18 protein-coding genes are annotated in these 22,689 nt (G+C 71.3%); 2 read left to right on the forward strand and 16 right to left on the reverse strand.

Annotated features, from left to right (window positions below; genetic code table 11):
• The first annotated feature begins 101 nt into the window (after positions 1 to 101).
• Complete coding sequence (ileS, locus tag ACFVS6_RS30390; RefSeq protein ID WP_389708847.1) at positions 102 to 3,248, forward strand: isoleucine--tRNA ligase; 3,147 nt, start codon at positions 102 to 104, stop codon at positions 3,246 to 3,248.
• A 358-nt stretch (positions 3,249 to 3,606) separates the two neighbouring features.
• Here ileS and ACFVS6_RS30395 read toward each other — a convergent pair whose 3' ends face one another.
• The 16 genes from ACFVS6_RS30395 to rsmH all read right to left on the reverse strand — a co-directional run bounded on the left by ACFVS6_RS30395 (position 3,607) and on the right by rsmH (position 21,814).
• Positions 3,607 to 4,839, reverse strand: a complete 1,233-nt coding sequence (locus ACFVS6_RS30395) for a DivIVA domain-containing protein (RefSeq protein WP_389708849.1) — start codon at positions 4,837 to 4,839, stop codon at positions 3,607 to 3,609.
• 76 nt (positions 4,840 to 4,915) lie between these two features.
• Complete coding sequence (locus ACFVS6_RS30400; protein ID WP_030155988.1) at positions 4,916 to 5,212, reverse strand: YggT family protein; 297 nt, start codon at positions 5,210 to 5,212, stop codon at positions 4,916 to 4,918.
• Between the two features lie 60 nt (positions 5,213 to 5,272).
• Positions 5,273 to 5,890, reverse strand: coding sequence for a cell division protein SepF (locus ACFVS6_RS30405; RefSeq protein ID WP_389708851.1), 618 nt, complete (start codon positions 5,888 to 5,890; stop codon positions 5,273 to 5,275).
• A gap of 170 nt (positions 5,891 to 6,060) precedes the next feature.
• Entirely contained in the window at positions 6,061 to 6,780 is a 720-nt protein-coding gene (locus ACFVS6_RS30410; protein WP_389708853.1) for a YggS family pyridoxal phosphate-dependent enzyme, read from the reverse strand.
• Entirely contained in the window at positions 6,767 to 7,516 is a 750-nt protein-coding gene (gene pgeF / locus ACFVS6_RS30415; protein WP_389708855.1) for a peptidoglycan editing factor PgeF, read from the reverse strand. Before pgeF ends, ACFVS6_RS30410 begins: the two co-directional genes overlap by 14 nt.
• A complete protein-coding gene (gene ftsZ, locus ACFVS6_RS30420) occupies positions 7,513 to 8,715 on the reverse strand; it encodes a cell division protein FtsZ (RefSeq protein ID WP_281206003.1) in 1,203 nt (400 codons plus the stop codon). Before ftsZ ends, pgeF begins: the two co-directional genes overlap by 4 nt.
• Positions 8,716 to 8,994: 279 nt before the next feature.
• The gene (locus ACFVS6_RS30425) at positions 8,995 to 9,822 is read right to left on the reverse strand and encodes a cell division protein FtsQ/DivIB (protein WP_389708857.1); all 828 of its coding nucleotides are present in this window, start codon (positions 9,820 to 9,822) and stop codon (positions 8,995 to 8,997) included.
• 31 nt (positions 9,823 to 9,853) lie between these two features.
• Positions 9,854 to 10,948: an undecaprenyldiphospho-muramoylpentapeptide beta-N-acetylglucosaminyltransferase gene (gene murG, locus ACFVS6_RS30430; protein WP_281206005.1), complete on the reverse strand. Its 1,095-nt coding sequence runs from the start codon at positions 10,946 to 10,948 to the stop codon at positions 9,854 to 9,856.
• A 6-nt stretch (positions 10,949 to 10,954) separates the two neighbouring features.
• Complete coding sequence (ftsW, locus tag ACFVS6_RS30435; RefSeq protein WP_389708859.1) at positions 10,955 to 12,316, reverse strand: putative lipid II flippase FtsW; 1,362 nt, start codon at positions 12,314 to 12,316, stop codon at positions 10,955 to 10,957.
• 69 nt (positions 12,317 to 12,385) lie between these two features.
• Complete coding sequence (gene murD / locus ACFVS6_RS30440) at positions 12,386 to 13,813, reverse strand: UDP-N-acetylmuramoyl-L-alanine--D-glutamate ligase (protein ID WP_389708861.1); 1,428 nt, start codon at positions 13,811 to 13,813, stop codon at positions 12,386 to 12,388.
• Complete coding sequence (mraY, locus tag ACFVS6_RS30445; protein WP_389708862.1) at positions 13,795 to 14,865, reverse strand: phospho-N-acetylmuramoyl-pentapeptide-transferase; 1,071 nt, start codon at positions 14,863 to 14,865, stop codon at positions 13,795 to 13,797. The genes murD and mraY overlap by 19 nt, the downstream gene beginning before the upstream one ends.
• Positions 14,862 to 16,286: a UDP-N-acetylmuramoyl-tripeptide--D-alanyl-D-alanine ligase gene (gene murF, locus ACFVS6_RS30450; protein ID WP_389708864.1), complete on the reverse strand. Its 1,425-nt coding sequence runs from the start codon at positions 16,284 to 16,286 to the stop codon at positions 14,862 to 14,864. The genes mraY and murF overlap by 4 nt, the downstream gene beginning before the upstream one ends.
• Positions 16,283 to 17,977, reverse strand: coding sequence for a UDP-N-acetylmuramoyl-L-alanyl-D-glutamate--2,6-diaminopimelate ligase (locus ACFVS6_RS30455; RefSeq protein WP_389708866.1), 1,695 nt, complete (start codon positions 17,975 to 17,977; stop codon positions 16,283 to 16,285). The genes murF and ACFVS6_RS30455 overlap by 4 nt, the downstream gene beginning before the upstream one ends.
• Positions 17,978 to 18,014: 37 nt before the next feature.
• Positions 18,015 to 20,036, reverse strand: a complete 2,022-nt coding sequence (locus ACFVS6_RS30460; RefSeq protein ID WP_389708867.1) for a peptidoglycan D,D-transpeptidase FtsI family protein — start codon at positions 20,034 to 20,036, stop codon at positions 18,015 to 18,017.
• A gap of 144 nt (positions 20,037 to 20,180) precedes the next feature.
• On the reverse strand, positions 20,181 to 20,858 hold the full coding sequence (locus ACFVS6_RS30465; RefSeq protein WP_389708869.1) for a septum formation initiator: 678 nt from the start codon (positions 20,856 to 20,858) through the stop codon (positions 20,181 to 20,183).
• Positions 20,855 to 21,814, reverse strand: a complete 960-nt coding sequence (gene rsmH, locus ACFVS6_RS30470; RefSeq protein ID WP_281204660.1) for a 16S rRNA (cytosine(1402)-N(4))-methyltransferase RsmH — start codon at positions 21,812 to 21,814, stop codon at positions 20,855 to 20,857. The genes ACFVS6_RS30465 and rsmH overlap by 4 nt, the downstream gene beginning before the upstream one ends.
• A gap of 311 nt (positions 21,815 to 22,125) precedes the next feature.
• Between rsmH and ACFVS6_RS30475 the strand changes: the two genes are divergently transcribed.
• A complete protein-coding gene (locus ACFVS6_RS30475; RefSeq protein ID WP_389708871.1) occupies positions 22,126 to 22,677 on the forward strand; it encodes a beta-class carbonic anhydrase in 552 nt (183 codons plus the stop codon).
• Positions 22,678 to 22,689: the final 12 nt, after the last annotated feature.

A 22,689-nucleotide genomic window follows, 5' to 3' on the forward strand; every position in this document is an offset into this window, starting at 1 on the left:
CCGGCACGCCCGGGGGCCAAGGAGGGTGGTACCGCGGGAGCGTCAGTGCTCTCGTCCCTCCGGACGGAAGTGACACCCCGCCGGAGGAAGAGTTCAGCCTCATGACCACACCGCCGCAATACCGCCCGGTACCCGCCCAGGTCGACCTGCCTGCCCTTGAGCACGCGGTCCTCGACTTCTGGCGCGAGAGCAAGACCTTCGCCAAGACCCTGGAGCAGTCCGAGGGCCGCCCCGAATGGGTCTTCTACGAGGGCCCGCCCACCGCGAACGGCATGCCCGGCGCGCACCACATCGAGGCCCGCGTCTTCAAGGACGTCTTCCCCCGGTTCCGCACCATGCGCGGCTACCACGTCGCCCGCAAGGCCGGCTGGGACTGCCACGGCCTGCCCGTCGAGCTCGCCGTCGAGAAGGAACTCGGCTTCAACGGCAAGCAGGACATCGAGGCGTACGGCATCGCCGAGTTCAACGACAAGTGCCGCGAGTCCGTGACCCGCCACACCGACGCGTTCGCCGAGCTCACGACCCGGATGGGCTACTGGGTCGACCTGGACGACGCCTACCGGACCATGGACCCCGAGTACGTCGAGTCCGTGTGGTGGTCGCTGAAGGAGATCTTCAACAAGGGCCTCCTCACCCAGGACCACCGCGTCGCCCCCTGGTGTCCGCGCTGTGGCACCGGCCTGTCCGACCACGAGCTGGCCCAGGGCTACGAGACCGTCGTCGACCCCTCGGTCTACGTCCGCTTCCCGCTGACCTCCGGCCCGCTCGCCGGCGAGGCCGCGCTGCTGGTGTGGACGACGACCCCCTGGACCCTGGTGTCCAACACGGCGGTCGCGACCCACCCCGAGGTCACCTACGTCGTCGCGACGGACGGCGAGCAGAAGCTCGTCGTCGCCGAGCCGCTGCTGGAGAAGTCCCTCGGCGAGGGCTGGGAGGCCACCGGCCAGTCCTTCACGGGCAAGGAGATGGAGCGCTGGACGTACGAGCGCCCGTTCTCCCTCGTCGAGTTCCCCGAGCCCGCCCACTACGTCGTGAACGCCGAGTACGTCACGACGGAGGACGGCACCGGTCTCGTCCACCAGTCCCCCGCCTTCGGCGCCGACGACCTCGCGGTCTGCCGCGCGTACGGCCTGCCGGTCGTGAACCCGGTCCGTCCCGACGGCACCTTCGAGGAGGAGGTCCCGCTCGTGGGCGGCGTCTTCTTCAAGAAGGCCGACGAGAAACTGACCGCCGACCTCGACGCGCGCGGCCTGCTCTTCAAGCACATCGCCTACGAGCACAGCTACCCGCACTGCTGGCGCTGCCACACCGCCCTGCTCTACTACGCGCAGCCGTCCTGGTACGTCCGCACCACCGCCGTCAAGGACGCGATGCTGCGGGAGAACGAGAAGACCAACTGGTTCCCGGACTCCGTCAAGCAGGGCCGCTTCGGCGACTGGCTGAACAACAACATCGACTGGGCGCTGTCCCGCAACCGCTACTGGGGCACCCCGCTGCCGATCTGGCGCTGCGAGGAGGACCACCTCACCTGCGTCGGCTCGCGCGCCGAGCTGAGCGAGCTGTCCGGCACGGACCAGTCGCAGTTGGACCCGCACCGCCCGTACATCGACGCCGTCACCTTCCCCTGCACCGCCGAGGGCTGCTCCCTCGAAGCGGTTCGCGTGCCGGAGGTCATCGACGCCTGGTACGACTCGGGTTCGATGCCGTTCGCGCAGTGGGGCTACCCGTACAAGAACAGGGAGATCTTCGAGAAGCGCTACCCGGCGCAGTTCATCTCGGAGGCCATCGACCAGACGCGCGGCTGGTTCTACACGATGATGGCGGTCGGTACCCTCGTCTTCGACAAGTCCTCCTACGAGAACGTGGTCTGCCTCGGCCACATCCTCGCCGAGGACGGCCGCAAGATGTCCAAGCACCTGGGCAACATCCTCCAGCCGATCCCGCTGATGGACCAGCACGGCGCCGACGCCGTCCGCTGGTTCATGGCCGCCGGCGGCTCGCCGTGGGCGGCGCGGCGCGTGGGCCACGGCACGATCCAGGAGGTCGTCCGCAAGACGCTCCTCACGTACTGGAACACGGTCGCCTTCCAGGCCCTTTACGCCCGCACCTCCAACTGGGCGCCCTCCGCCTCGGATCCGGCGCCCGCCGACCGCACGGTGCTGGACCGCTGGCTGCTCTCCGAGCTGCACACCCTGACCTCCGAGGTCACGGACGCGCTGGAGGCGTACGACACCCAGCGCGCCGGCAAGCTGCTGTCCGCGTTCGTCGACGACCTGTCGAACTGGTACGTCCGGCGCTCGCGCCGCCGCTTCTGGCAGGGCGACGCGGCCGCGCTGCGCACCCTGCACGACGTGGTGGAGACGGTCACCCGGCTGATGGCGCCGCTGACCCCGTTCATCACCGAGCGGGTCTGGCAGGACATGATCGTTCCGGTCACCCCCGAGGCCCCGGAGTCGGTGCACCTGTCGAGCTGGCCGGTCGCGGACACCGCGGCGATCGACCGCGGCCTGTCCCAGCAGATGCTGCTGGTGCGCCGCCTCGTGGAGCTGGGCCGGGCGACCCGTGCGGAGTCGGGCGTCAAGACCCGTCAGCCGCTCTCGCGCGCGCTGGTCGGGGCGGTGGGCTTCGACGACCTGTCCCCGGAGCTCCGGGGACAGATCACGGAGGAGCTGAACGTCTCCTCGCTGGCCTCCCTCTCGGAGGTCGGCGGGTCCCTGGTCGACACGACGGCGAAGGCCAACTTCCGCGCCCTGGGCAAGCGCTTCGGCAAGGGCGTGCAGGACGTCGCGAAGGCCGTCGCCGCGGCCGACGCGGCGGCGCTGTCGCTGGCCCTGCGGGGCGGTACCGCGGAGATCGAGGTGAACGGCGAGACCGTGGCCCTCACCCCGGAGGAGGTCATCATCACCGAGACCCCGCGCGAGGGTTGGTCGGTGGCCTCGGACTCCGGCGCCACGGTGGCCCTGGACCTGGAGATCACCCCGGAACTGCGGCTGGCGGGCCTGGCCCGTGACGCGATCCGGCTGATCCAGGAGGCCCGCAAGAACTCCGGGCTGGACGTCGCGGACCGGATCGCCCTGCGGTGGTCCTCCACCGACCCGGAGGTCGTCACGGCCCTGACGGACCACGCGGCGCTCATCGCCGACGAGGTCCTCGCCACCGACTTCGCCAAGGGCGAGGCCGACGCCACGTACGGCGACCCGTTCGCGGACGAGTCCCTGTCACTGACGTTCCGCCTCCGCAAGGCGTAACCCCTTCCCGAACCGAAACGGCCCGCACCCCCTCCCGGAGGTGCGGGCCGTTCCCGTTCCCGCACCCCGGCCCCCACCCCCGGCCGGCACCTGACGTGCGGGCTCCCCCAACCCGGAACCAGCCCCGCCGGCGTTTGAGGCGCGGCGGTCCGGGGGCGGGGCCCCCGGCAACGGCGTCGCACGCGCACGGGGTCCGGGCGCAGCCCGGGGAACGGAGGAAGGGCGGGGCGGGGAGACACCCGCGCGGCGGCGCCACCCGCCCCCCGGGTACGGGAACGGGCCGGGCCCGGCACCCCCGCAGGGGAACCGGGCCCGGCCCGTAAGACTGCCGACCCGACCGATCGGGCGGCGATGACGCCTAGTTGTCGTCCTCGTCGATCAGGAAACCGCGCATCGGCGACGGCGCCTGCATCGGCTGCGGCGCGGCCGGCCGGACCGGAGCCATCGGCTGGGTCATGGCCGGGGACATCTGCTGCTGGCCACCGTAGGACGGTCCGCCGGCCATCGGGGAGGGGCCGCCCATCGGGGACGGGCCGCCCATGGACGGGTTCCCCATCGAGTGACCCATCGCGCCGGCCGGAGCCATGGACGGGGACTGCGACGGCGGCAGCGCCGGACCGGCGGGCCCGCGCGGCGGAGCCAGGGAGTCGTCGGCCTGGGTCTCCAGCTGGCGCAGCTGCGACTCCAGGTACGACTTCAGACGCGTGCGGTACTCACGCTCGAAGCCCCGCAGGTCCTCGACCTTGCGCTCCAGCGTGGCGCGGGCGGACTCCAGGGAGCCCATCGCGACGCGGTGCTTCTCCTGCGCGTCCCGCTCCAGCGCGTCGGCCTTGGCACGGGCGTCCCGCTCCAGGCCCTCGGCGCGCGAACGGGCCTCGCCGACGATCTTGTTGGCCTCGGAGCGGGCCTCCGCGATCGCCTGGTCGGCGGTCTGCTGCGCGAGCGACAGGACGCGGGCGGCGCTGTCGCCACCGGGGCCCTGCTGCGGGAGCTGCGGCTGCTGCTGGTGCATCGGCTGGCCCATGGGCTGCATCTGCTGCCCCATCGGCTGCATCTGCTGGCCCATCGGCTGACCGAGCTGGTTCTGGCCGCCCATGGACTGCTGCTGCTGCATCTGCTGGTGCATGGGCTGCTGCATCTGCTGCTGCTGCTGCGGTGCCATGGGGTGCTGGCCACCCATGGACTGCTGCTGCATGGGGTTGCCCATCTGGCCCGGACCCTGCGGTCCTTGTCCGCCGGGGCCCGGAGGCAGCTGGGGCTGGCCGCCCGGAAGCTGCGGCGGGCCCATCTGCGGCTGCTGCTGCTGCGGCGGGCCGGATATGGCCGCGGGCACGGGGGCACCCGGGCCGCGCTGGTCCTGGGGCTCCGGCTTGCGCATCCCCTGCTGCTGCTGCTGGTTCTGCTGGTTCTGCGCGGCGGCGCGCGTGGCGGCGGCCAGCTTGGCGCGCAGGTCCTCGTTCTCGCGCAGCAGGCGCGTCAGCTCGGACTCGACCTCGTCGAGGAAGGCATCGACCTCGTCCTCGTCATAGCCTTCTCGCAGGCGGACGGTCGTGAACTGCTTGTTCCGCACGTCCTCGGGAGTCAGCGGCATGTCTTCTTCACCTCTACGTAGTCGTCGGCAGTCGGCAAGACCTGGAGCATCCCCGCGCGTGTGGGGAGCACATCGTTCACACGCTTCTCGCAGCGGTGCTCACGAAACTGATGAGGATGTAAACGATGATCATCAGAACGAAGAAGGACAGGTCGAGTGCCACGCCCCCGAGACGCAACGGCGGGATGAAACGCCGAAGAAGCTTGAGCGGTGGATCGGTGACAGTGTAGGTGGCCTCCAGGACGACCACCATCGCCTTGCCGGGTGTCCATGAACGTGCGAACTGGAACACGTAGTCCATGACCAGTCGGAAGATCAGCACGATGAGGAAGCACATCAGCGCGATGTAGACCACTTGCAGTGCGACGCCCATCCCGCGCTTCCCTCTCCCCTGCTTCCGCTCTGTTCCCGGTCCCGTATCTGACGGATCGGTCTAGCTTTGGTTGAAGAACCCGCCCTCCGCAATGCGGGCCTTGTCCTCCGCCGTGACATCGACGTTAGCAGGCGACAGCAGGAACACCTTCTGTGTCACGCGTTCAATGCTGCCGTGCAGACCGAACACGAGGCCGGCGGCGAAGTCGACCAGACGCTTCGCGTCCGTGTCGTCCATCTCCGTGAGATTCATGATCACCGGAGTGCCCTCACGGAAGTGTTCCCCGATGGTACGGGCCTCGTTGTAGGTCCGGGGGTGCAGCGTCGTGATGCGGTACGGCTCCCGCTCGGAGACGACCTTGGGCATGATCACGGGGGCGTTCTTCTCCTGGTTGGTGCGGTCAGGTGTGATGGATGCCACGGGGGCAATTCGTGCCGGACGTCCGCTTTCCACCGGCATCGGGAGGGGTTCCCGCTGTGCCGGAGGCTGTACGGCTCGTACCGGTTCGTCCCTTACGGGCGGTTGGTGCACGGGCTGCTGCCGGTGGTCTCGGTCTCGCGGACGCTCCGGCTCCGGCTCGGGCTCGAACTCGTCGTCGGGGTCGTACCCAGGGTTGTCGTACCGGTCGTCCTCCACGAGGCCGAGGTAGACCGCCATCTTGCGCATCGCGCCGGCCATTCTCCGAGTCCTCCGCTCTGTGGTGGATCGCCCTGTCGCAGGTGTCGCTGTGTCAGTCAGCAAGGTCGCTGTGTCACCAAAGTCACCAACTGCCCGCGATCCACTTGGTCTGTCCGCTCATCTGCGGAAATGACCATATTTTCTGCTGTGGTCCGACTTTCTTCGCGACGTTACCCGAGCCGGGGTCTCGCGCCGAGCACCGCAGTGCCGACGCGTACATGTGTCGCACCCGCCCTCACCGCCTGTTCCAGGTCCGCACTCATTCCGGCCGACACCATCGTGGCAGTCGGATGGTCCGCGCGCAGGCGGGATGACAATTCCACCAGCCGCTCGAAGGCCGCCTGTTCGCGTCCCGCGTACTCGCCGGACAGGGGGGCCACGGTCATGAGACCGTCGATCCGCAGTCCGGGTGCCCGGGCCACGAGGTCGGCCAACTCCGGCAGGAGGTCGGGGGCCGCGCCGCCCCGGGTGCCCCGTTCGCCCGACTCGGCGTCGAGGGCGATCTGTACGAGGACGCCGAGTTCGCGACCGGCGCCCTCGGCCGCCGCCGACAGCGCGGTGACGAGCTTCGGGCGGTCGACCGACTGCACCACATGCGCGTATCCCGCCACGGAACGGACTTTGTTCGTCTGCAACTGGCCGACGAAGTGCCAGTCGAGCGGCAGGTCCGCGCAGGCCGCGGCCTTGGGGGCGGCGTCCTGGTCGCGGTTTTCCGCAACATGACGGATGCCCAGGTCCGCCAGCAGTCGTACGTCGCTCGCGGGGTAGGTCTTGGTGACCACGATGAGGGTCACCTCCTCCCGCGCGCGGCCCGCGGCCTCGCAGGCGGACGCGATGCGCTCCTCCACCCGCGCGAGGTTCTCCGCGAGTTCCGACTTACGGTCTGTCATCAATCCGTTCCAACCACACATATCCGGCGAGCCGCCCGGTCACCCGGTCACGGCGGTACGAGAAGTGGTCCCGCGACTCCAGTGTGCAGACCGGGGAACGGTGGACGGAAGCCACCCCCGCTTCCGCCAGTTGCGCGTGCACCCCGGCGACCACGTCCACGGCCGGCGTCCCCCAGCCGGTCTCGGCCCACGCGGCCGGCACCACCTCGGCGACGGCCTCCCGCATCTCGGCCGGTACTTCGTAGCAGCGCCCGCAGACCGCCGGTCCCGTACGGGCGACCATGCGCCCGGGGTCGGCGCCGAGGGCCACCATCGCCTCGACCGCGGCGGGGACCACCCCCGCGACCAGCCCCGGCCGCCCGGCGTGGGCGGCGCCCACGATCCCGGCGACGGGGTCGGCGAGCAGGACGGGCGTGCAGTCGGCGGTCAGCACGGCCAGGGCCAGGCCCCGGCGGCTCGTGACCACCGCGTCGACGGCGGGCACCGGTTGCCCGGCGCCCCAGGGTCCGTCGACCACGGCCACGTCCCGCCCGTGCACCTGGTTCATCCAGACCACCAGGTCCGGATCGATGCCGAGTTCGCGCGCCGCGCCGTCCCGGTTCGCACGAACGGCGGCCGGGTCGTCTCCGACCGCGCCGCCGAGATTGAGCTCCTCGTACGGAACGGCGCTCACTCCGCCCCACCGGTCGGTGAAGGCGAAGTGGGCGCCGTTCTCGCTGTGCTGCCCCAGGGTCACTTCAAGAAGTCCGGGACGTCCAGTTCCTCGGCCGGGCTGTCCTGGTACGGACGGGCCGTCGGGACCTGCGGCGCGGGCGGCGCCGCCTCGACCGGGACCTCCACCGGAGCCGGGGGCTCCTCACGCGGGGTGACCGTGCCGAGTCCGCCGAAGGCCGGACGGACCGGCTCGGGGGCACGGACCGGCGCCGGGGCCGGCTCCTCGCGCTTGGTGGACGCGGCACCGATGACGTTGTCCCGGCGGGCCGGGGGCTGTCCGCCGTCGAAGCCGGCGGCGATCACGGTGACGCGCACCTCGTCGCCGAGCGCGTCGTCGATGACGGCACCGAAGATGATGTTCGCCTCGGGGTGCGCGGCCTCGCTGACCAGCTGCGCGGCCTCGTTGATCTCGAAGAGACCGAGGTCCGAGCCACCGGAGATGGAGAGCAGCACGCCGCGGGCGCCGTCGATGGACGCCTCCAGCAGCGGCGAGGAGATCGCCATCTCGGCGGCGGCCACCGCGCGGTCGTCGCCGCGGGCCGAGCCGATGCCCATGAGGGCCGAGCCCGCCTCGGACATCACGGACTTGACGTCCGCGAAGTCGAGGTTGATCAGACCCGGGGTGGTGATGAGGTCCGTGATGCCCTGGACGCCCGACAGGAGGACCTGGTCGGCCGACTTGAAGGCGTCGAGGACGCTGACCTGGCGGTCCGAGATGGACAGCAGGCGGTCGTTGGGGATGACGATGAGGGTGTCGACCTCTTCGCGGAGCTCGGCGATGCCGTCCTCCGCCTGGTTCGCGCGGCGCCGGCCCTCGAAGGTGAAGGGTCGGGTGACCACACCGATCGTCAGGGCGCCCAGCGAGCGCGCGATGTTGGCGACGACGGGTGCGCCACCGGTTCCGGTGCCGCCGCCCTCACCGGCGGTGACGAAGACCATGTCGGCCCCCTTGAGGACCTCCTCGATCTCCTCGCGGTGGTCCTCTGCCGCCTTGCGACCGACGGCCGGGTTGGCTCCGGCGCCGAGGCCCCGGGTGAGTTCGCGGCCGACGTCGAGCTTGACGTCGGCGTCGCTCATCAACAGCGCCTGGGCGTCCGTGTTGATGGCGATGAACTCGACGCCCTTGAGACCGACCTCGATCATTCGGTTGATGGCATTGACACCACCGCCGCCGACACCGATGACCTTGATGACTGCGAGGTAGTTCTGCGGTGCTGCCACGTCGAAGGCCTCTCGCCTCGAGTTACGTGTCGCCGCCTCGCGGGCCTGCGTTGCGACGACTGATGCCGAAATTGGGACGGTCCGTACGCGCCGACCCGAACCCTCACCCTGAAGTTTAGGGTTAGGGGTGTGTCTGTTCCTTGGACTCTTCCGAACAGGACACTAAGTCGACAAGTAGCGCGTGTTCAACGAACACGCCGAACCTCCCGTTTTTCTTTTCACCCTATGTGATCACCCGTATCGGTGGCCAACCAGGGTGCGTCGCTGTTCGACTCGACGTCAACTCCCGGACACCGCTGGGGCGGTGGGAACGCTGACGTCGAAGTGAGCAGCCTTGGGAGCGGCTTTGAGCAAGGCGGTCAACGCCCGGCCCTTCGCCTCACCCAGTTCGCCGCTCCCCCACACGACCGTTCGCCCCTTGGTGAGCTCCAGTACGACTGAATCGTACGACCGCACCTTGACCTGCACGGTCTGCGCCGCGATGGCCTTGGGCAGGCCGCCCGCGATGCCCACGGCCTCGTTCAGGAGCCGCTGCTCGTCGAAGCGACGGGCGCTCGGGGACCGCGCCGCGTCCAATTCGAGGACCGGAACACCCGCGGGTGGTTTCGCGACCGTGTCGAATCGCACACCCGATGCGTCCACTTCGACGAACTCCGCGTCCTTCTTGATGAGCAGGACGGGTTTGCGTTCCGTCACTTTCAGCCCGATTCCGTGCGGCCAGGAGCGCGCCACATCGACCGAATCGATGCGGGGCAGCCCGGCTCGCAACCGCTGCTCGATCTCGTCGGTGTCGATGCCCACCATGGGTGCGCCGACGGGCACGGCCGCGGCGGCGAGGACCTGCTCGGGGGTGAGCACCTCGGTGCCGGCGGTCGTGACCTTCTCGACGCGGAGCCAGGAGGAGCCGTAGAGCACCCAGGTGCCGCCCGCGGCGAGGAGCACCGCGGCGGTGAGGGAGACCAGGACGGGGACCCGGCGCGAACGACCGCCACCGGGGCCCCGCGGGCCGGTCCTCTTCGACGACTTGGGGGGCTTGGGGGGCTTGGGCGAACCGGGGCCCCTGCCCTTGCGGGCGGCCCCACGCTGTGCGGTCGTCGCTCCGGCCACTCCTGTGCCTCCTGGTCTGTGCGTTCCCCGCTCAGCGGGCTCTGCGTGCGGCGATCGCCTCGTGGACCAGACCGACGAGCAGGTCGTCGGCGTCCCGGCGACCGAACTCGGCGGCGGCGCGGGACATCTCGTAGAGGCGGTGCGGGTCGGACAGCACCGGCAGCACCTGGCCGAGCACCCACTCGGGCGTCAGCTCCGCGTCGTCCACCAGGAGACCGCCACCGGCCTTGACCACCGGCTGGGCGTTGAGCCGCTGTTCGCCGTTGCCGATGGGCAGCGGTACATAGGCGGCCGGCAGTCCGACGGCGGAGAGTTCGGCGACGGTCATCGCGCCCGCGCGGCACAGCATCATGTCGGCGGCGGCGTACGCGAGGTCCATCCGGTCCACGTACGGTACCGGCACATACGGCGGCATCCCGGGCATGTTGTCGACACGCGGCAGTTCGTTCTTCGGTCCGACCGCGTGGAGGATCTGGATCCCGGAGCGCTGGAGGGTCGGCGCGATCTGCTGGATGGTCTCGTTGAGCCGGCGGGCGCCCTGGGAGCCGCCGGAGACCAGCAGCGTCGGCAGGTTGGGGTCCAGGCCGAAGGCGGCGCGCGCCTCGGGGCGGACGGCGGACCGGTCCAGGGTCGAGATCGACCGGCGCAGCGGGATGCCCACGTAGCGGGCGCCGCGCAGCTTGCTGTCCGGGGTGGACACGGCGACGGCGTGGGCGTACCGGGAGCCGATCTTGTTGGCCAGTCCGGGCCGGGCGTTGGCCTCGTGGACGATGATCGGCACCCCAAGCCGCTTGGCGGCCAGGTAGCCGGGCAGCGCGACGTAGCCGCCGAAGCCGACGACGCAGTCGGCCTTGGTGCGTACGAGGATCTCCTCGGCCGCCTTGATGGTGCCGCGCAGCCGTCCGGGGACGGTGATCAGCTCGGGCGTGGGCTTGCGGGGCAGCGGTACGGCGGGGATGAGACCCAGCTCGTAGCCGCGCTCCGGCACCAGGCGGGTTTCGAGTCCGCGTTCCGTCCCGAGGGCGGTGATGCCCACGGTCGGGTCCTGCCTGCGCAGGGCGTCCGCGAGGGCGAGCGCCGGCTCGATGTGGCCGGCGGTCCCCCCACCGGCGAGTACGACATGCACCGAAATTCACCGCTCTCCGGACGGACGCTTCTTGACGCGCCGTCTCATCGACTTCCATATCGGCCCGCGCCGCTTCCAGCCGGACCTCGGCTGCCGCATCGCGAGCGCCGCACGCGCCGCCGGTTCCTCCCGCGCGAACGCGATCAGCAGTCCGACCGCGAACATGGTCGGCAGCAGGGCCGACCCTCCGTAGGAGAACAGCGGGAGCGGGACCCCGGCGATCGGCAGCAGACCGAGCACCGCACCGATGTTGATCACGGCCTGCGCCGTGATCCACGTGGTCACGCCTCCCGCGGCATACCGTACGAAGGAGTCCTCCGTGCGTCCGGCCACGCGGATACCCGCATAGCCTAGGGCCGCGAAGAGGGCGAGCACCGACAGCGTCCCCGCCAGCCCCAGTTCCTCGCCGGTGATGGCGAAGATGAAGTCCGTGTGGGCTTCGGGCAGTTGCCCCCATTTTTCCACACTGGCGCCCAGGCCGGATCCGAACCACCCACCGGACGCGAGGGCGTAGATGCCGTGTACGGCCTGCCAGCAAAGGTCGTTCTTGCCCGGTTCTGTCGCGCCGAGGCAGGCGAGCCGGTCCATGCGGTGCGGGCTGGTCTTGATGAGCAGTGCGACGATCACACCCGCGAAGGCGAGCACGCCGACGAACATCCGGGTGGGCGCTCCGGCGAGCCAGAGGAGGCCGAAGAGGATGGCTCCGAGGATCATCGCGGTGCCCATGTCCCCGCCGAGCATGATCAGTCCGAGCAGCAGGAAGGCGACCGGGACCAGTGGCACCAGCAGGTGCTTCCACTGGCTCAGCAGTTCCTTGTCGCCCTTGCGGGCCAGCAGGTCGGCGCCCCAGAGGATCAGCGCGAGCTTGCCGAACTCACTGGGCTGGAGCATGAACGGACCGCCGAGGGAGATCCAGTTCTGGTTGCCGTTGATCGCCACCCCTATCCCGGGGACCTGGACCAGGACCATCAGGAACAGGGTTCCGGCGAGTACGGGGTAGGACAGCGCCCGGTGGAGCCGTACGGGCATCCGGGAGGCGGCCAGCATCAGGACGGCGCCGATGAGGGCCGCCAGGAACTGCTTCTTGAAGAAGTAGGCGTCGCCCAGGCCCAGCTGGAGCGCCTTGATCATCGAAGCCGAATAGACCATCACCAGGCCGAGCACGGTGATGAGCAGCGAGCTGCCGAGGATCAGGTAGTAGGCGGTGAGCGGGCGGTCCCAGGCCTTGCGCAACTGCTGTTGCGTGCGCCGGACGCGGGCGAGCGGCCCGCGTCCGGCGGGCCGCTCGGCGCCGGACGCCGGGCGGGCCCGGCCCCTCGCCCTGACGGTGGTCGGCCGTCTTCCCGGCAGCATCTGCTTGGCCGGCATCTGTGATCTTCCCCTCCACTCGTACGAGGCGAGCAGCCGGGTCGGGGAGGGAACCTGCCCTGGATCGACCTAGGCGCTCTCGGCGGCCAGTTCGCGCACCGCGTCGGCGAACGCGTCCCCACGCTTGTTGTAGTTCGCGAACATGTCCATGGAGGCGCAGGCCGGCGCCAGCAGGACCGTGTCGCCGGGTCGGGCGAGCCGGGCGGCTTCCCTGACCGCCGCGAGCATCGCCCCAGTGTCGGTCCGGTCGAGGTCGGTGACCGGGACCTCGGGGGCGTGTCGCGCCAGAGCGTCGGCGATGAGCGCCCGGTCGGCGCCGATCAGCACCACCGCGCGCAGCCGCTTCGCGGACTTCTGGACGAGCTCGTCGAAGGTGGCGCCCTTGGCGAGGCCGCCGGCGATCCACACGACGGGTTCGAAGGCGGCCAGGGAGGCCTCCGCCGCGTGGGTGTTGGTGGCCTTGGAGTCGTCGATGTACGTCACCTCGGCGACCTCGGCGACGTGGGCGACGCGGTGGGCGTCGGGGCGGAAGTCGCGCAGTCCGTCGCGCACCGCGCGCGGCTCGACGCCGAAGGCGCGGGCCAGGGCCGCTGCGGCGAGCGCGTTGGCGATGTTGTGCGGGGCGGGCGGGTTGACGTCCTCGACCTGCGCGAGTTCCTGGGCGTTCTTCTGCCGGTTCTCGACGAAGGCGCGGTCGACGAGGATGCCGTCGACGACGCCGAGCATGGAGGGGCCGGGGGCGCCGAGGGTGAAGCCGATGGCCCGGCAGCCCTCTTCGACGTCGGCCTCGACGACGAGGTCCTCGGTGGCCTTGTCGGCGACGTTGTAGACGCAGGCGACGGTGTTGCCCTCGTAGACGCGGCCCTTGTCGGCGGCGTACGCCTCCATGGAGCCGTGCCAGTCGAGGTGGTCGGGTGCCAGGTTGAGGACGGCCGCGGAGTGGGCGCGCACGGAGGGCGCCCAGTGCAGCTGGTAGCTGGAGAGCTCGACGGCGAGTACGTCGTAGGTCTCGTCGCCGGTCACCACGTCGATGATCGGGGTGCCGATGTTGCCGACGGCCGCGGTCCGCAGACCGGCGGCGCGCAGGATCGACGCCAGCATCTGGGTGGTGGTGGTCTTGCCGTTGGTGCCGGTGATGGCGAGCCAGGGGGCGGCGTTCTCGCCGCGCAGCTGCCAGGCGATCTCCACGTCCCCGACGACGTCGACCCCGGCCTCGGCGGCGGCCGCGAAGAGCGGGCTGTCGGGCTTCCAGCCGGGCGAGGTGACGACGAGGTCGGTGCCGGCGGGCAGCTGCTCGGCGTCGCCGAGGCGCACGGAGATCCCCGCGGCCTGGAGCTCCGCCGCGCGGGCGCGGTGGCCCTCGCTGTCGCCGCCGTCTACGACGGTCACCGAAGCGCCGAGGCCGGCCAGGGCGCGGGCGGCGCTGATGCCGCTCACGCCGAGGCCGGCGACGGTGATGTTCTTGCCGTGCCAGGAGGTCACTTGTCGGCTGCCCATCCCGCGTAGAAGAGACCGAGACCCACGATGACGCACATGCCCTGGATGATCCAGAAGCGGACCACGACAAGGACTTCGGACCAGCCCTTGAGTTCGAAGTGGTGCTGGAGTGGCGCCATCCGGAAGACCCGCTTGCCGGTCATCTTGAAGGAGCCGACCTGGATGACGACCGACATCGTGATGAGCACGAAGAGGCCGCCGAGGAGCGCCATCAGGAACTCGGTGCGGGAGCAGATGGCGAGGCCCGCGAGCGCGCCGCCGAGTGCGAGGGAACCGGTGTCGCCCATGAAGATCTTGGCGGGCGAGGTGTTCCACCACAGGAAGCCGAAGCAGGCGCCCATCAGGGCGGACGCCACGACGGCCAGGTCGAGCGGGTCACGGACCTCGAAACAGGCGTTCGGGTTGGTCAGGGTCTGCGCGTTGGCGCAGGACTCCTGGAACTGCCAGACACCGATGAAGGTGTAGGCGCCGAAGACCATCACCGCGGCGCCGGTGGCCAGGCCGTCCAGACCGTCGGTGAGGTTCACGCCGTTGGACATCGCCAGGATCATGAACAGCGCCCAGACCACGAACAGCACCGGTCCGATCGACCAGCCGAAGTCCGTGACGAACGACAGCTTCATGGAGGCCGGGGCGAGTCCGCGGGAGTCCTTGAACTGGAGCGCGAGCACCGCGAAGGCGATGCCGACGATCAGCTGTCCGGACATCTTCGCCTTGGCCCGGAGGCCCAGCGAGCGCCGCTTGACGATCTTGATGTAGTCGTCCAGGTAACCGACCAGACCCATTCCCGCCATCAGGAACAGGACGAGCAGGCCCGAGAAGGACGGCTCGCTTCCGGTGATCACCTTGGTCAGGGCGTACGCGACGAGCGTCGCCAGGATGAAGGAGATGCCGCCCATGGTGGGCGTGCCCTTCTTCCCGGCGTGCCCGCGCGGGCCATCGTCGCGGATGAACTGGCCGTAGCCCTTGCGGGCCAGCAGCTTGATCAGCAGCGGGGTTCCCACGAGGGTGAGGAAAAGGCCGATGACTCCGGCGAAAAGGATCTGCCTCATCGGCCGGCGACCTCGCCCTCGCGCTCCAGCAACGCCAGCGCGACCCGCTCCAGGCCGACCGACCTGGAAGCCTTCACCAGCACGACGTCCCCCGGGCGCAATTCACTGCGCAACAGGTCGACCGCCGCCTGCGCGTCGGACACGAGCACCGACTCCTCACCCCACGAACCCTCGTTATATGCGCCCAGTTGCAGCCAGGACGCTTCCCTGCCCCCGACTGCTACGAGCTTGCTCACGTTGAGCCGGACGGCAAGCCGTCCTACCGCGTCGTGCTCGGCCAACGCCGCGTCACCGAGTTCGGCCATGGGGCCGAGCACTGCCCACGTACGTCCCCCGTTGGCCCGGGCGCCGCCGCCCATCGCGGCGAGTGCGCGCAGGGCGGCCCGCATGGATTCGGGGTTCGCGTTGTAGGCGTCGTTGACGATCGTCACGCCGTCCGCACGCTCGGTGACCTCCATCCGCCACCGGGACAACGTGCCCGCTCCGGAGAGCGCGGTGGCGATCTCCTCGACGGACATGCCCAGTACATGGGCGACGGCGGCCGCGGCGAGCGCGTTCGACACGTGGTGCTCACCGTACAGCCGCAAGGTCACATCGCTGCACCCGGTCGGGGTGTGGAGTGTGAACGAGGGCTGTCCCCCCGGCGTCATCCGGACCTCGGTGGCCCGTACGTCGGCGTCCTCGGCCTCGCCGAAGAGCACCGTACGGGCCTTCGTGCGGCTCTGCATGGCACGGACGAGGAGGTCGTCGGCGTTCAGGACGGCAACTCCGCCGTCCTGCGCGGCCGGCAGGGCCTCGACCAGCTCCCCCTTGGCCTGGGCGATGGCCTCGCGGCCGCCGAACTCGCCGATGTGGGCGGTGCCGACGTTCAGGACGAGGCCGATGCGCGGCGGGGTCAGACCGGTGAGGTACGCGATGTGGCCGATGCCCCGCGCGCCCATCTCCAGGACCAGGTGGCGGGTTTCCGCGGTGGCCTTCAGCGCCGTGAGAGGAAGGCCGATCTCGTTGTTGAGGGAGCCCGGTGTCCACACCGTGGGCGCGTGGTGCTGGAGCACCTGGGCGATGAGGTCCTTGGTGGAGGTCTTGCCGGCGGAGCCGGTCAGGGCCACCACGTCGGTGCCGAGGCGGCCGACGACGGCGCGGGCGAGGGCTCCGAGGGCCTTCTCCACGTCGTCGACGACGATCGCCGGAACACCGACGGGCCGGGCCGCGAGGACGGCCGCGGCGCCGGCCGCGACCGCGCGCTCGGCGTAGTCGTGGCCGTCGACTTGCTCGCCCTCGAAGGCGGCGAAGAGGCTGCCGGGCTCGACCTGTCGGGAGTCGATGACGACGGGGCCGCCGATCCGCACCGAGGGGTCCGGTATGTCGTGGGGCCGCCCGCCGGTGATGTCGGCGATCTCGGCGAGGGATAGGGCGATCACTGGTCCACCTCGGCCTGTCGGACGCTGAGCTGCTGGTTCTCGATGGCCGCGCGGAGCACGGCGCGGTCGTCGAAGGGTCGTACGACGCCTGCGGTGTCCTGGCCCTGCTCGTGTCCCTTGCCGGCGACGAGGACGGTGTCGCCGGGCTCGGCGCGCGCGACGGCCGCGGCGATGGCCGCCGCCCGGTCGGCGTCGACGAGGACGGTGCCCCGCTCCTCGGGCGGCACGGACACCGCGCCGCCGAGCATGGCGGCGAGGATCGCGAGGGGGTCCTCGGAGCGCGGGTTGTCGGAGGTCAGGACGGCCACGTCGGCGTACCGGGCGGCCGCGGCGCCCATGGGGGCCCGCTTGGTGGTGTCGCGGTCGCCGCCGCAGCCGAGCACGATGTGCAGCCGTCCGGTGGTGACCTCGCGCAGGGCCCGCAGGACGGACTCGACGGCGTCGGTCTTGTGGGCGTAGTCGACGACGGCCAGGTACTCCTGTCCCGCGTCGACCCGTTCCAGCCGGCCCGGGACCCCGGGGACCGCGGCGACGCCGTCGGCGGCGGTCTGCGGGTCGAGGCCGGCCGCGGCGAGGGTGACGATCGCGGCGACGGTGTTGGCGACGTTGAAGGGGCCCGGCAGCGGCGCGGTGGCCCGTACCCGCCGGCCGGCGGGGCCGACCAGGGTCAGGGTGGAGTCCATGTGGCCGCTGACCACGTCCTCGGCGCGCCAGTCGGCGGCGGGGTCGCCCGTCGCGGAGAAGGTGACGACCGGGATCGGCGCCTCCTTGGCGAGGCGGCGGCCGTACTCGTCGTCCACGTTGACCACCCCGAGGCGGGCCCGGCGCTCGGTGAAGAGCTGGGCCTTGGCCTGGAAGTAGTCCTCCATGTCGGTGTGGAACTCCATGTGTTCCGGGCTCAGGTTGTTGAAGACGGCGACGTCGAAGACGCAGCCGTCGACCCGGCCGAGCACCAGCGCGTGGCTGGACACCTCCATTGCCACGGCCTCGACGCCGCGTTCGCGCATGACGGCGAACAGGGCCTGGAGGTCGGTGGCCTCGGGGGTGGTGCGCTCGGACTTGATGCGTTCGTCGCCGACGCGCATCTCGACGGTGCCGATGAGCCCGGTCGTACGTCCCGCCGCGCGCAGCCCGCCTTCGACGAGGTAGGCGGTGGTGGTCTTGCCGGAGGTACCGGTGATGCCGAGTTGGAGCAGGCCTTCGCCGGGGCGTCCGTAGATCGCGGCGGCGAGCTCGCCCATCCGACGGCGCGGATCCTCCACGGTCAGGACCGGCAGGCCGGTCGCGGCGGCGCGTTCGGCTCCCTCCGGGTCGGTGAGGACGGCCGCGGCGCCGAGGGCGGCCGCCTGGGCGGCGAAGTCCGCGCCGTGCAGGCGGGCACCGGCCAGGGCCGCGTACAGGTCGCCGGGGCGCACCGCACGGGAGTCGTGGGTGATGCCGGTGATCCGAGCGGCGCCTGGCTCAGGGAGTCCCAGCAGCGTGGCCAGCTCGCCCAGGGGGGTCGGGCTGGTGGACACGGGCCGGGGCGCTCCCGGCGGCGCTGCCGGGGCGTCTTTCTGGGCGTTTCTGGGCTGATCAGCGTGGGGCACGGCGGTGAGCGTACCGGGCGCTGCGGCCCGGCCGCGAAGCGAGGGCCCGGCCGGGGCGTCCTCGGGCGACTGGTTCCCGGCATTCGGGGTGATCGTTGTCACTGATGGTGCCTCACGCATTTCTGGCTGGGCTGCCGGATCACTGTCCGGGCTGCGGGCTGGGCTGCGTCGTGTTCGGGGCGGCGGGCGGCGGGCCTCCCTCGAAGGTCACCGGGAGTCCGGCGGGGGCGGTGCCGGAGGGGGCCACCTGGAGGGTCTTGAGGGCGAACTCCATGACCGTCTTGTAGATCGGGCCGCAGATCTGACCGCCGAAGTAACTGCCCTTGGTGGGGTTCTGGATGGCGCAGTAGACGGTGATCCGCGGGTTGTCGGCGGGGGCGAACCCGGCGAAGGAGGCGGTGTAGCCCTTGTAGCGGCCGGTGGCCGGATCCACCCGGTTGGAGGTGCCGGTCTTGCCGCCGACCCGGTAGCCGGGGATCCGCGCCTTGGTGCCGGTGCCCTCCTGGTCGTCGACCACGGATTCGAGCATCTCGGAGAGGGTCTTGGCGGTCTCCTTGCTGACCACCTGGGTGCGTTCGGGCGCCGGGGCCGGGGTGAAGCGGCCGTCGGGGCCCCTGGTGCCGCGGACCAGGGTCGGGGTGATCCGGACGCCGTCGTTGGCGATGGTCGAGTAGACGGAGGCCGCCTGCATCGCGTTCACGGACAGGCCCTGGCCGAAGGGGATCGTGTACTGCTGGGAGGTGGACCAGGCTCCGGGTTCGGCGAGGATGCCGCGCGATTCTCCGGGGTAGCCCAGGCCGGTGGGAGCTCCGATGCCGAACTTGGTCAGGTAGGAGTGCAGGACCTTGTTGGCCTCGGGCTGGGTGGCGCCGAGTTGGCCGGTGGCGAGGATGGTGCCGATGTTCGAGGACTTGGCGAGGACCCCGTTGAGGGTCAGGTACCAGGTGGGGTGGTCGATGTCGTCCTTGAACAGGCGGTCGCCGCGGTGCAGTCGGTTGGGGACCTCGACGTGCGTCGCGGGGGTGGCCTTCTTCTCCTCCAGGACCGCCGCCATCGACATGACCTTGGCCGTCGAGCCGGGTTCGTAGACGTCCTGGAGGGCGGCGTTGCCCATGGCGGCGGAGCTGGCCCTGGTCAGGTCGTTGGGGTCGAAGCCGGGCGAGTTGGCCATGGCCAACACCTCGCCGGTGCGGGTGTCCTGGACGATGACGTAACCGCGGTCGGCGGCGGACTTCTCGACCTGCTCGGTGATGGCGCTCTGCGCGGCCCACTGGATGTCGCGGTCGATGGTCAGCTCGATGTCGTCGCCGGGTACGGCGGGCTTCTCGCTGGATCCGGCGGTGGGGACGCGTCGGCCGCCGGACTGGGCGTAGGTGAGCTCGCCGTCCTTGCCGGCCAGCTTCTTGTCGAGGGAGGACTCCAGTCCGCCGCCGCCCTTGCCCTCCGCGTTGACGTAACCCAGTATCCCGGCGGCGAGGGCGCCGTTCGGGTACACGCGCTTGCTGCTGTTCTCGTTGAACACGCCGGCGATGACGTTGGCGCCGGGGCCGTTGTTCTTCTTGTCCGCGGCGGCCTTGTCGGCGAAGAGCCGCTTGAGGTCCTTGATCTGGTTCCAGACCTGGGGGGTCTGGCGACGGGCCAGGACGACGTAGCGGGTGTTCTTGGTCTTCAGGCGCGCGGTGAGTTCCTTGGCGTCCTTGCCGAGGATGGGCGCGAGGAGCGCGGCGGCCTGCTCGGGGGCGTCCGGCGCCTTGCTCTCCTGCGCGGTGAACATCTTCGGGTCCGCGGTGATGTCGTAGGCGTCCACGCTCGTCGCCAGGGCCACGCCCTTGCGGTCGGTGATCTCCCCGCGCTCGGCGGCCAGCGTGTGGCTCGCGAACCGGTTCTCGCTCGCCTTCGCGGAGTACGAGGAGGCGTCGACGGCCTGTACCTGGAGGAGGCGGACGACGAAGGCGAGCATCACGAGGGTCAGCCCCACGCCGACCAGCCGCAGCCGGGGCCGGGGGCTGCCCAGCCGGATGAGGTGCGGGGCGCGCGCCGCGGCCGTGGGGCGTCGGGTGGTGGGGCGCGAGGCCGGACGGGCGTTCGCGCGGGCCCGGTCGCCGGGCCGCGGCCGGGCCGGGCCGGGCACGCGCCGCCGGGGCGGCTCCTTGGGGCTCACGCGCCCACCTCCGCGGTACGGGTGCCGCCGCCGTGCCCGGGGGTCCGGGCGGGACCCTGGGCGCGGGGGAAGGGCGGGGCCGGGCGGGGCCCCGCGGGGCCGCGCCCGGGTACGGCGGAACCGCCTGTCAGCGGGGTCACGACGTCACCTGCCTGGGTTCGGGGTGGGCTGCTGCTGCGGGGGCTGGGGCGTGCCGCCGGGCCCGGCGGAGGGGCCCTGCGCGGCGGGGTCCTGCGCGGCCGGGTCGGGAGCCGCCGGGTTCGGGGAGCCCGGGGCGCCGGAGGGCGCCGGGGTCCGGCCCGCGGGCGCGGGCGCCGCGGACGGCGCGGCGGAGGGGGTCGCGCTCTGGCCCGGGGCGGGCTGGGCGGTGGGCGGCGGGGAGGGCGGCGGCGGGGCCTCGGCCGTCGAGACGGCGCCCGCGACCTTGCCGTCGGCGCCGATGAAGACCGGGCTGCCGCCGGGCACCAGGCCCAGTTCGTGGGCCCGGCGCTGGAGGGCGTCGGGGGCCGAGTAGCTGTCGACGTCGCGCTGGAGGGCCTGTTCCTCGTCGGTCAGCGCGGTGGTCTCCTTCTTCAGCTTGCTCAGCTGGAAGGAGCCCTCGTTCAGCGCGGAGTTCAGCAGCAGCAGGCTGATCAGCCCGCCGCCGAGGAGGGCCACGACCAGCAGGACGAACGGCATCCGGGCGGCCTGTCCCGGTGCGGCGCCGCCGGGCCGCGCGGCCGGGCCGCTGCCGAGCGCCCGGCCGATGCGGGCCGCCTGCCCGCGGGTCAGCGTGGCCACCTTGCCGGCCCTGCCGCCCCCGGAGCGGCCCGCCGGGGTCACAGCCGCGCCTCGCGGATGCGCTCGACGCCGCGGCACCGGGCCGGGGCGGCCCGCCGGTTCTCGGCGATCTCCTCCTCGGTCGGCAGCTCGGCGCCGCGCGTCAGCAGCTTCAGCTTCGGCTGGTACTTCTCCGGCACCACCGGGAGCCCGGGCGGGGCGGTGGAGGCCGCGCCCGCCGCGAAGACCTGCTTGACGAGCCGGTCCTCCAGGGAGTGGTACGAGAGCACCGCGATCCGGCCGCCGACCGCGATCCGGTCCACCGCCGCCGGGATGGCCCGCTCCAGTCCGGAGAGCTCGCCGTTGACCTCGATCCGCAGGGCCTGGAAGGTCCGCTTGGCGGGGTTGCCGCCGGTGCGCTTGGCCGCCTGCGGGAGCGAGTCGCGGATCAGCTCGACGAGTCGGGCGCTGTTGGTGAAGGGCTCCTTGTCCCGCTCGCGGACGACAGCCGACACGATCCGCTTGGCCTGCTTCTCCTCGCCGTACTGGCGCAGGATCCGCACGAGCTCGCCCGGGGCGTAGGTGTTCAGGACCTCGGCGGCGCTGATGCCCGTGCTCTGGTCCATGCGCATGTCGAGCGGGGCGTCCTGCGCGTACGCGAACCCGCGGTCGGCCTCGTCGAGCTGCATGGAGGAGACGCCCAGGTCGAAGAGGATGCCCTGGACGGTGGGGATACGCAGGCCGTCCAGCACCTCGGCCAGGTCCGCGTAGATCGCGTGGACGAGGGTGACCCGGTCGCCGAACGGCGCGAGGCGCTCGCCGGAGAGCCGCAGGGCTTCCTTGTCGCGGTCGAGGCCGATCAGGTGGGCCTCGGGGAACCGGGTCAGCAGGGCCTCACTGTGGCCGCCGAGGCCGAGGGTGCAGTCGACGACGACGGCCCCCGGCCTCTCCAGCGCCGGGGCCAACAGGTCCAGGCACCGCTGGAGCATCACCGGGACATGTCGGGACTCGCTAGTCAAAGCGCCCTCTCAGATAACGGCGCGGCAGGCGTACGCCGCGCCGCGCACGCGGAGTTTTACCAGGGGGCCGGGCGGCCGGTGAGGGCCGGGCTCCGGCCGGTTCGCGTCACTTTAGTGCAACGGTCGCCACGGTCAACGAACCGCCCCGCGCCCGGTGCGCCCCTCTCCCGGTGAATCCGCAAAAGCCGCGAATCACCCGAACGGCGGCCTCCGCCCCACCCCTGTGGGTTAGCTCACAACAAGCCTCGTTGACCTTCTTTGTCCACCCTCACTCAATGCCTCACCGAGCTGTGACCACTAACGTCTTAACCATGACGACTTCCGCATCCCTGCCGGCCGACTCCGCGCCCCGGGCCTCCGAGGCCGCTTCCGTCACCGATCGTCTCGTCGAGGCGAACCGGAAGTACGCGTCGGCCTTCACCGATCCGGGCATGGACGCCCGCCCCGTCCTCCAGGTGGCCGTCGTGGCCTGCATGGACGCCCGTCTCGACCTGCACGCCGCCCTCGGCCTGGAACTCGGTGACTGCCACACCATCCGGAACGCGGGCGGGGTGGTCACCGACGACACCATCCGCTCCCTCACCATCAGCCAGCGGGCGCTGGGCACCCGCTCGGTGATACTCATCCACCACACCGGCTGTGGTCTCGAAAGCCTGACCGAGGACTTCCGGCACGAGCTGGAGGACGAGGTCGGCCAGCGCCCCGCCTGGGCCGTCGAGGCCTTCCGGGACGTCGACCAGGACGTCCGCCAGTCCATGCAGCGGGTCCGCACGAACCCCTTCATGCTCCACCGCGACGATGTGCGAGGCTTCGTCTTCGACGTGCACACCGGGCTGCTCCGGGAGATCGATCCCGCCTCTTGAGTGACACAAGGC

The organism is Streptomyces sp. NPDC057939 (genome assembly GCF_042887545.1).
Taxonomy (GTDB): Bacteria; Actinomycetota; Actinomycetes; order Streptomycetales; family Streptomycetaceae; genus Streptomyces.

What these genes read in the sequence shown, in the direction of transcription:
- ileS (WP_389708847.1), top strand. Translation starts at nt 102, where the DNA reads ATGACCACACCGCCGCAATACCGCCCGGTACCCGCCCAGGTCGACCTG.
- ACFVS6_RS30395 (WP_389708849.1), bottom strand. Translation starts at nt 4,839, where the DNA reads ATGCCGCTGACTCCCGAGGACGTGCGGAACAAGCAGTTCACGACCGTC.
- ACFVS6_RS30400 (WP_030155988.1), bottom strand. Translation starts at nt 5,212, where the DNA reads ATGGGCGTCGCACTGCAAGTGGTCTACATCGCGCTGATGTGCTTCCTC.
- ACFVS6_RS30405 (WP_389708851.1), bottom strand. Translation starts at nt 5,890, where the DNA reads ATGGCCGGCGCGATGCGCAAGATGGCGGTCTACCTCGGCCTCGTGGAG.
- ACFVS6_RS30410 (WP_389708853.1), bottom strand. Translation starts at nt 6,780, where the DNA reads ATGACAGACCGTAAGTCGGAACTCGCGGAGAACCTCGCGCGGGTGGAG.
- ftsW (WP_389708859.1), bottom strand. Translation starts at nt 12,316, where the DNA reads ATGCCGGCCAAGCAGATGCTGCCGGGAAGACGGCCGACCACCGTCAGG.
- murD (WP_389708861.1), bottom strand. Translation starts at nt 13,813, where the DNA reads ATGGGCAGCCGACAAGTGACCTCCTGGCACGGCAAGAACATCACCGTC.
- mraY (WP_389708862.1), bottom strand. Translation starts at nt 14,865, where the DNA reads ATGAGGCAGATCCTTTTCGCCGGAGTCATCGGCCTTTTCCTCACCCTC.
- ACFVS6_RS30475 (WP_389708871.1), top strand. Translation starts at nt 22,126, where the DNA reads ATGACGACTTCCGCATCCCTGCCGGCCGACTCCGCGCCCCGGGCCTCC.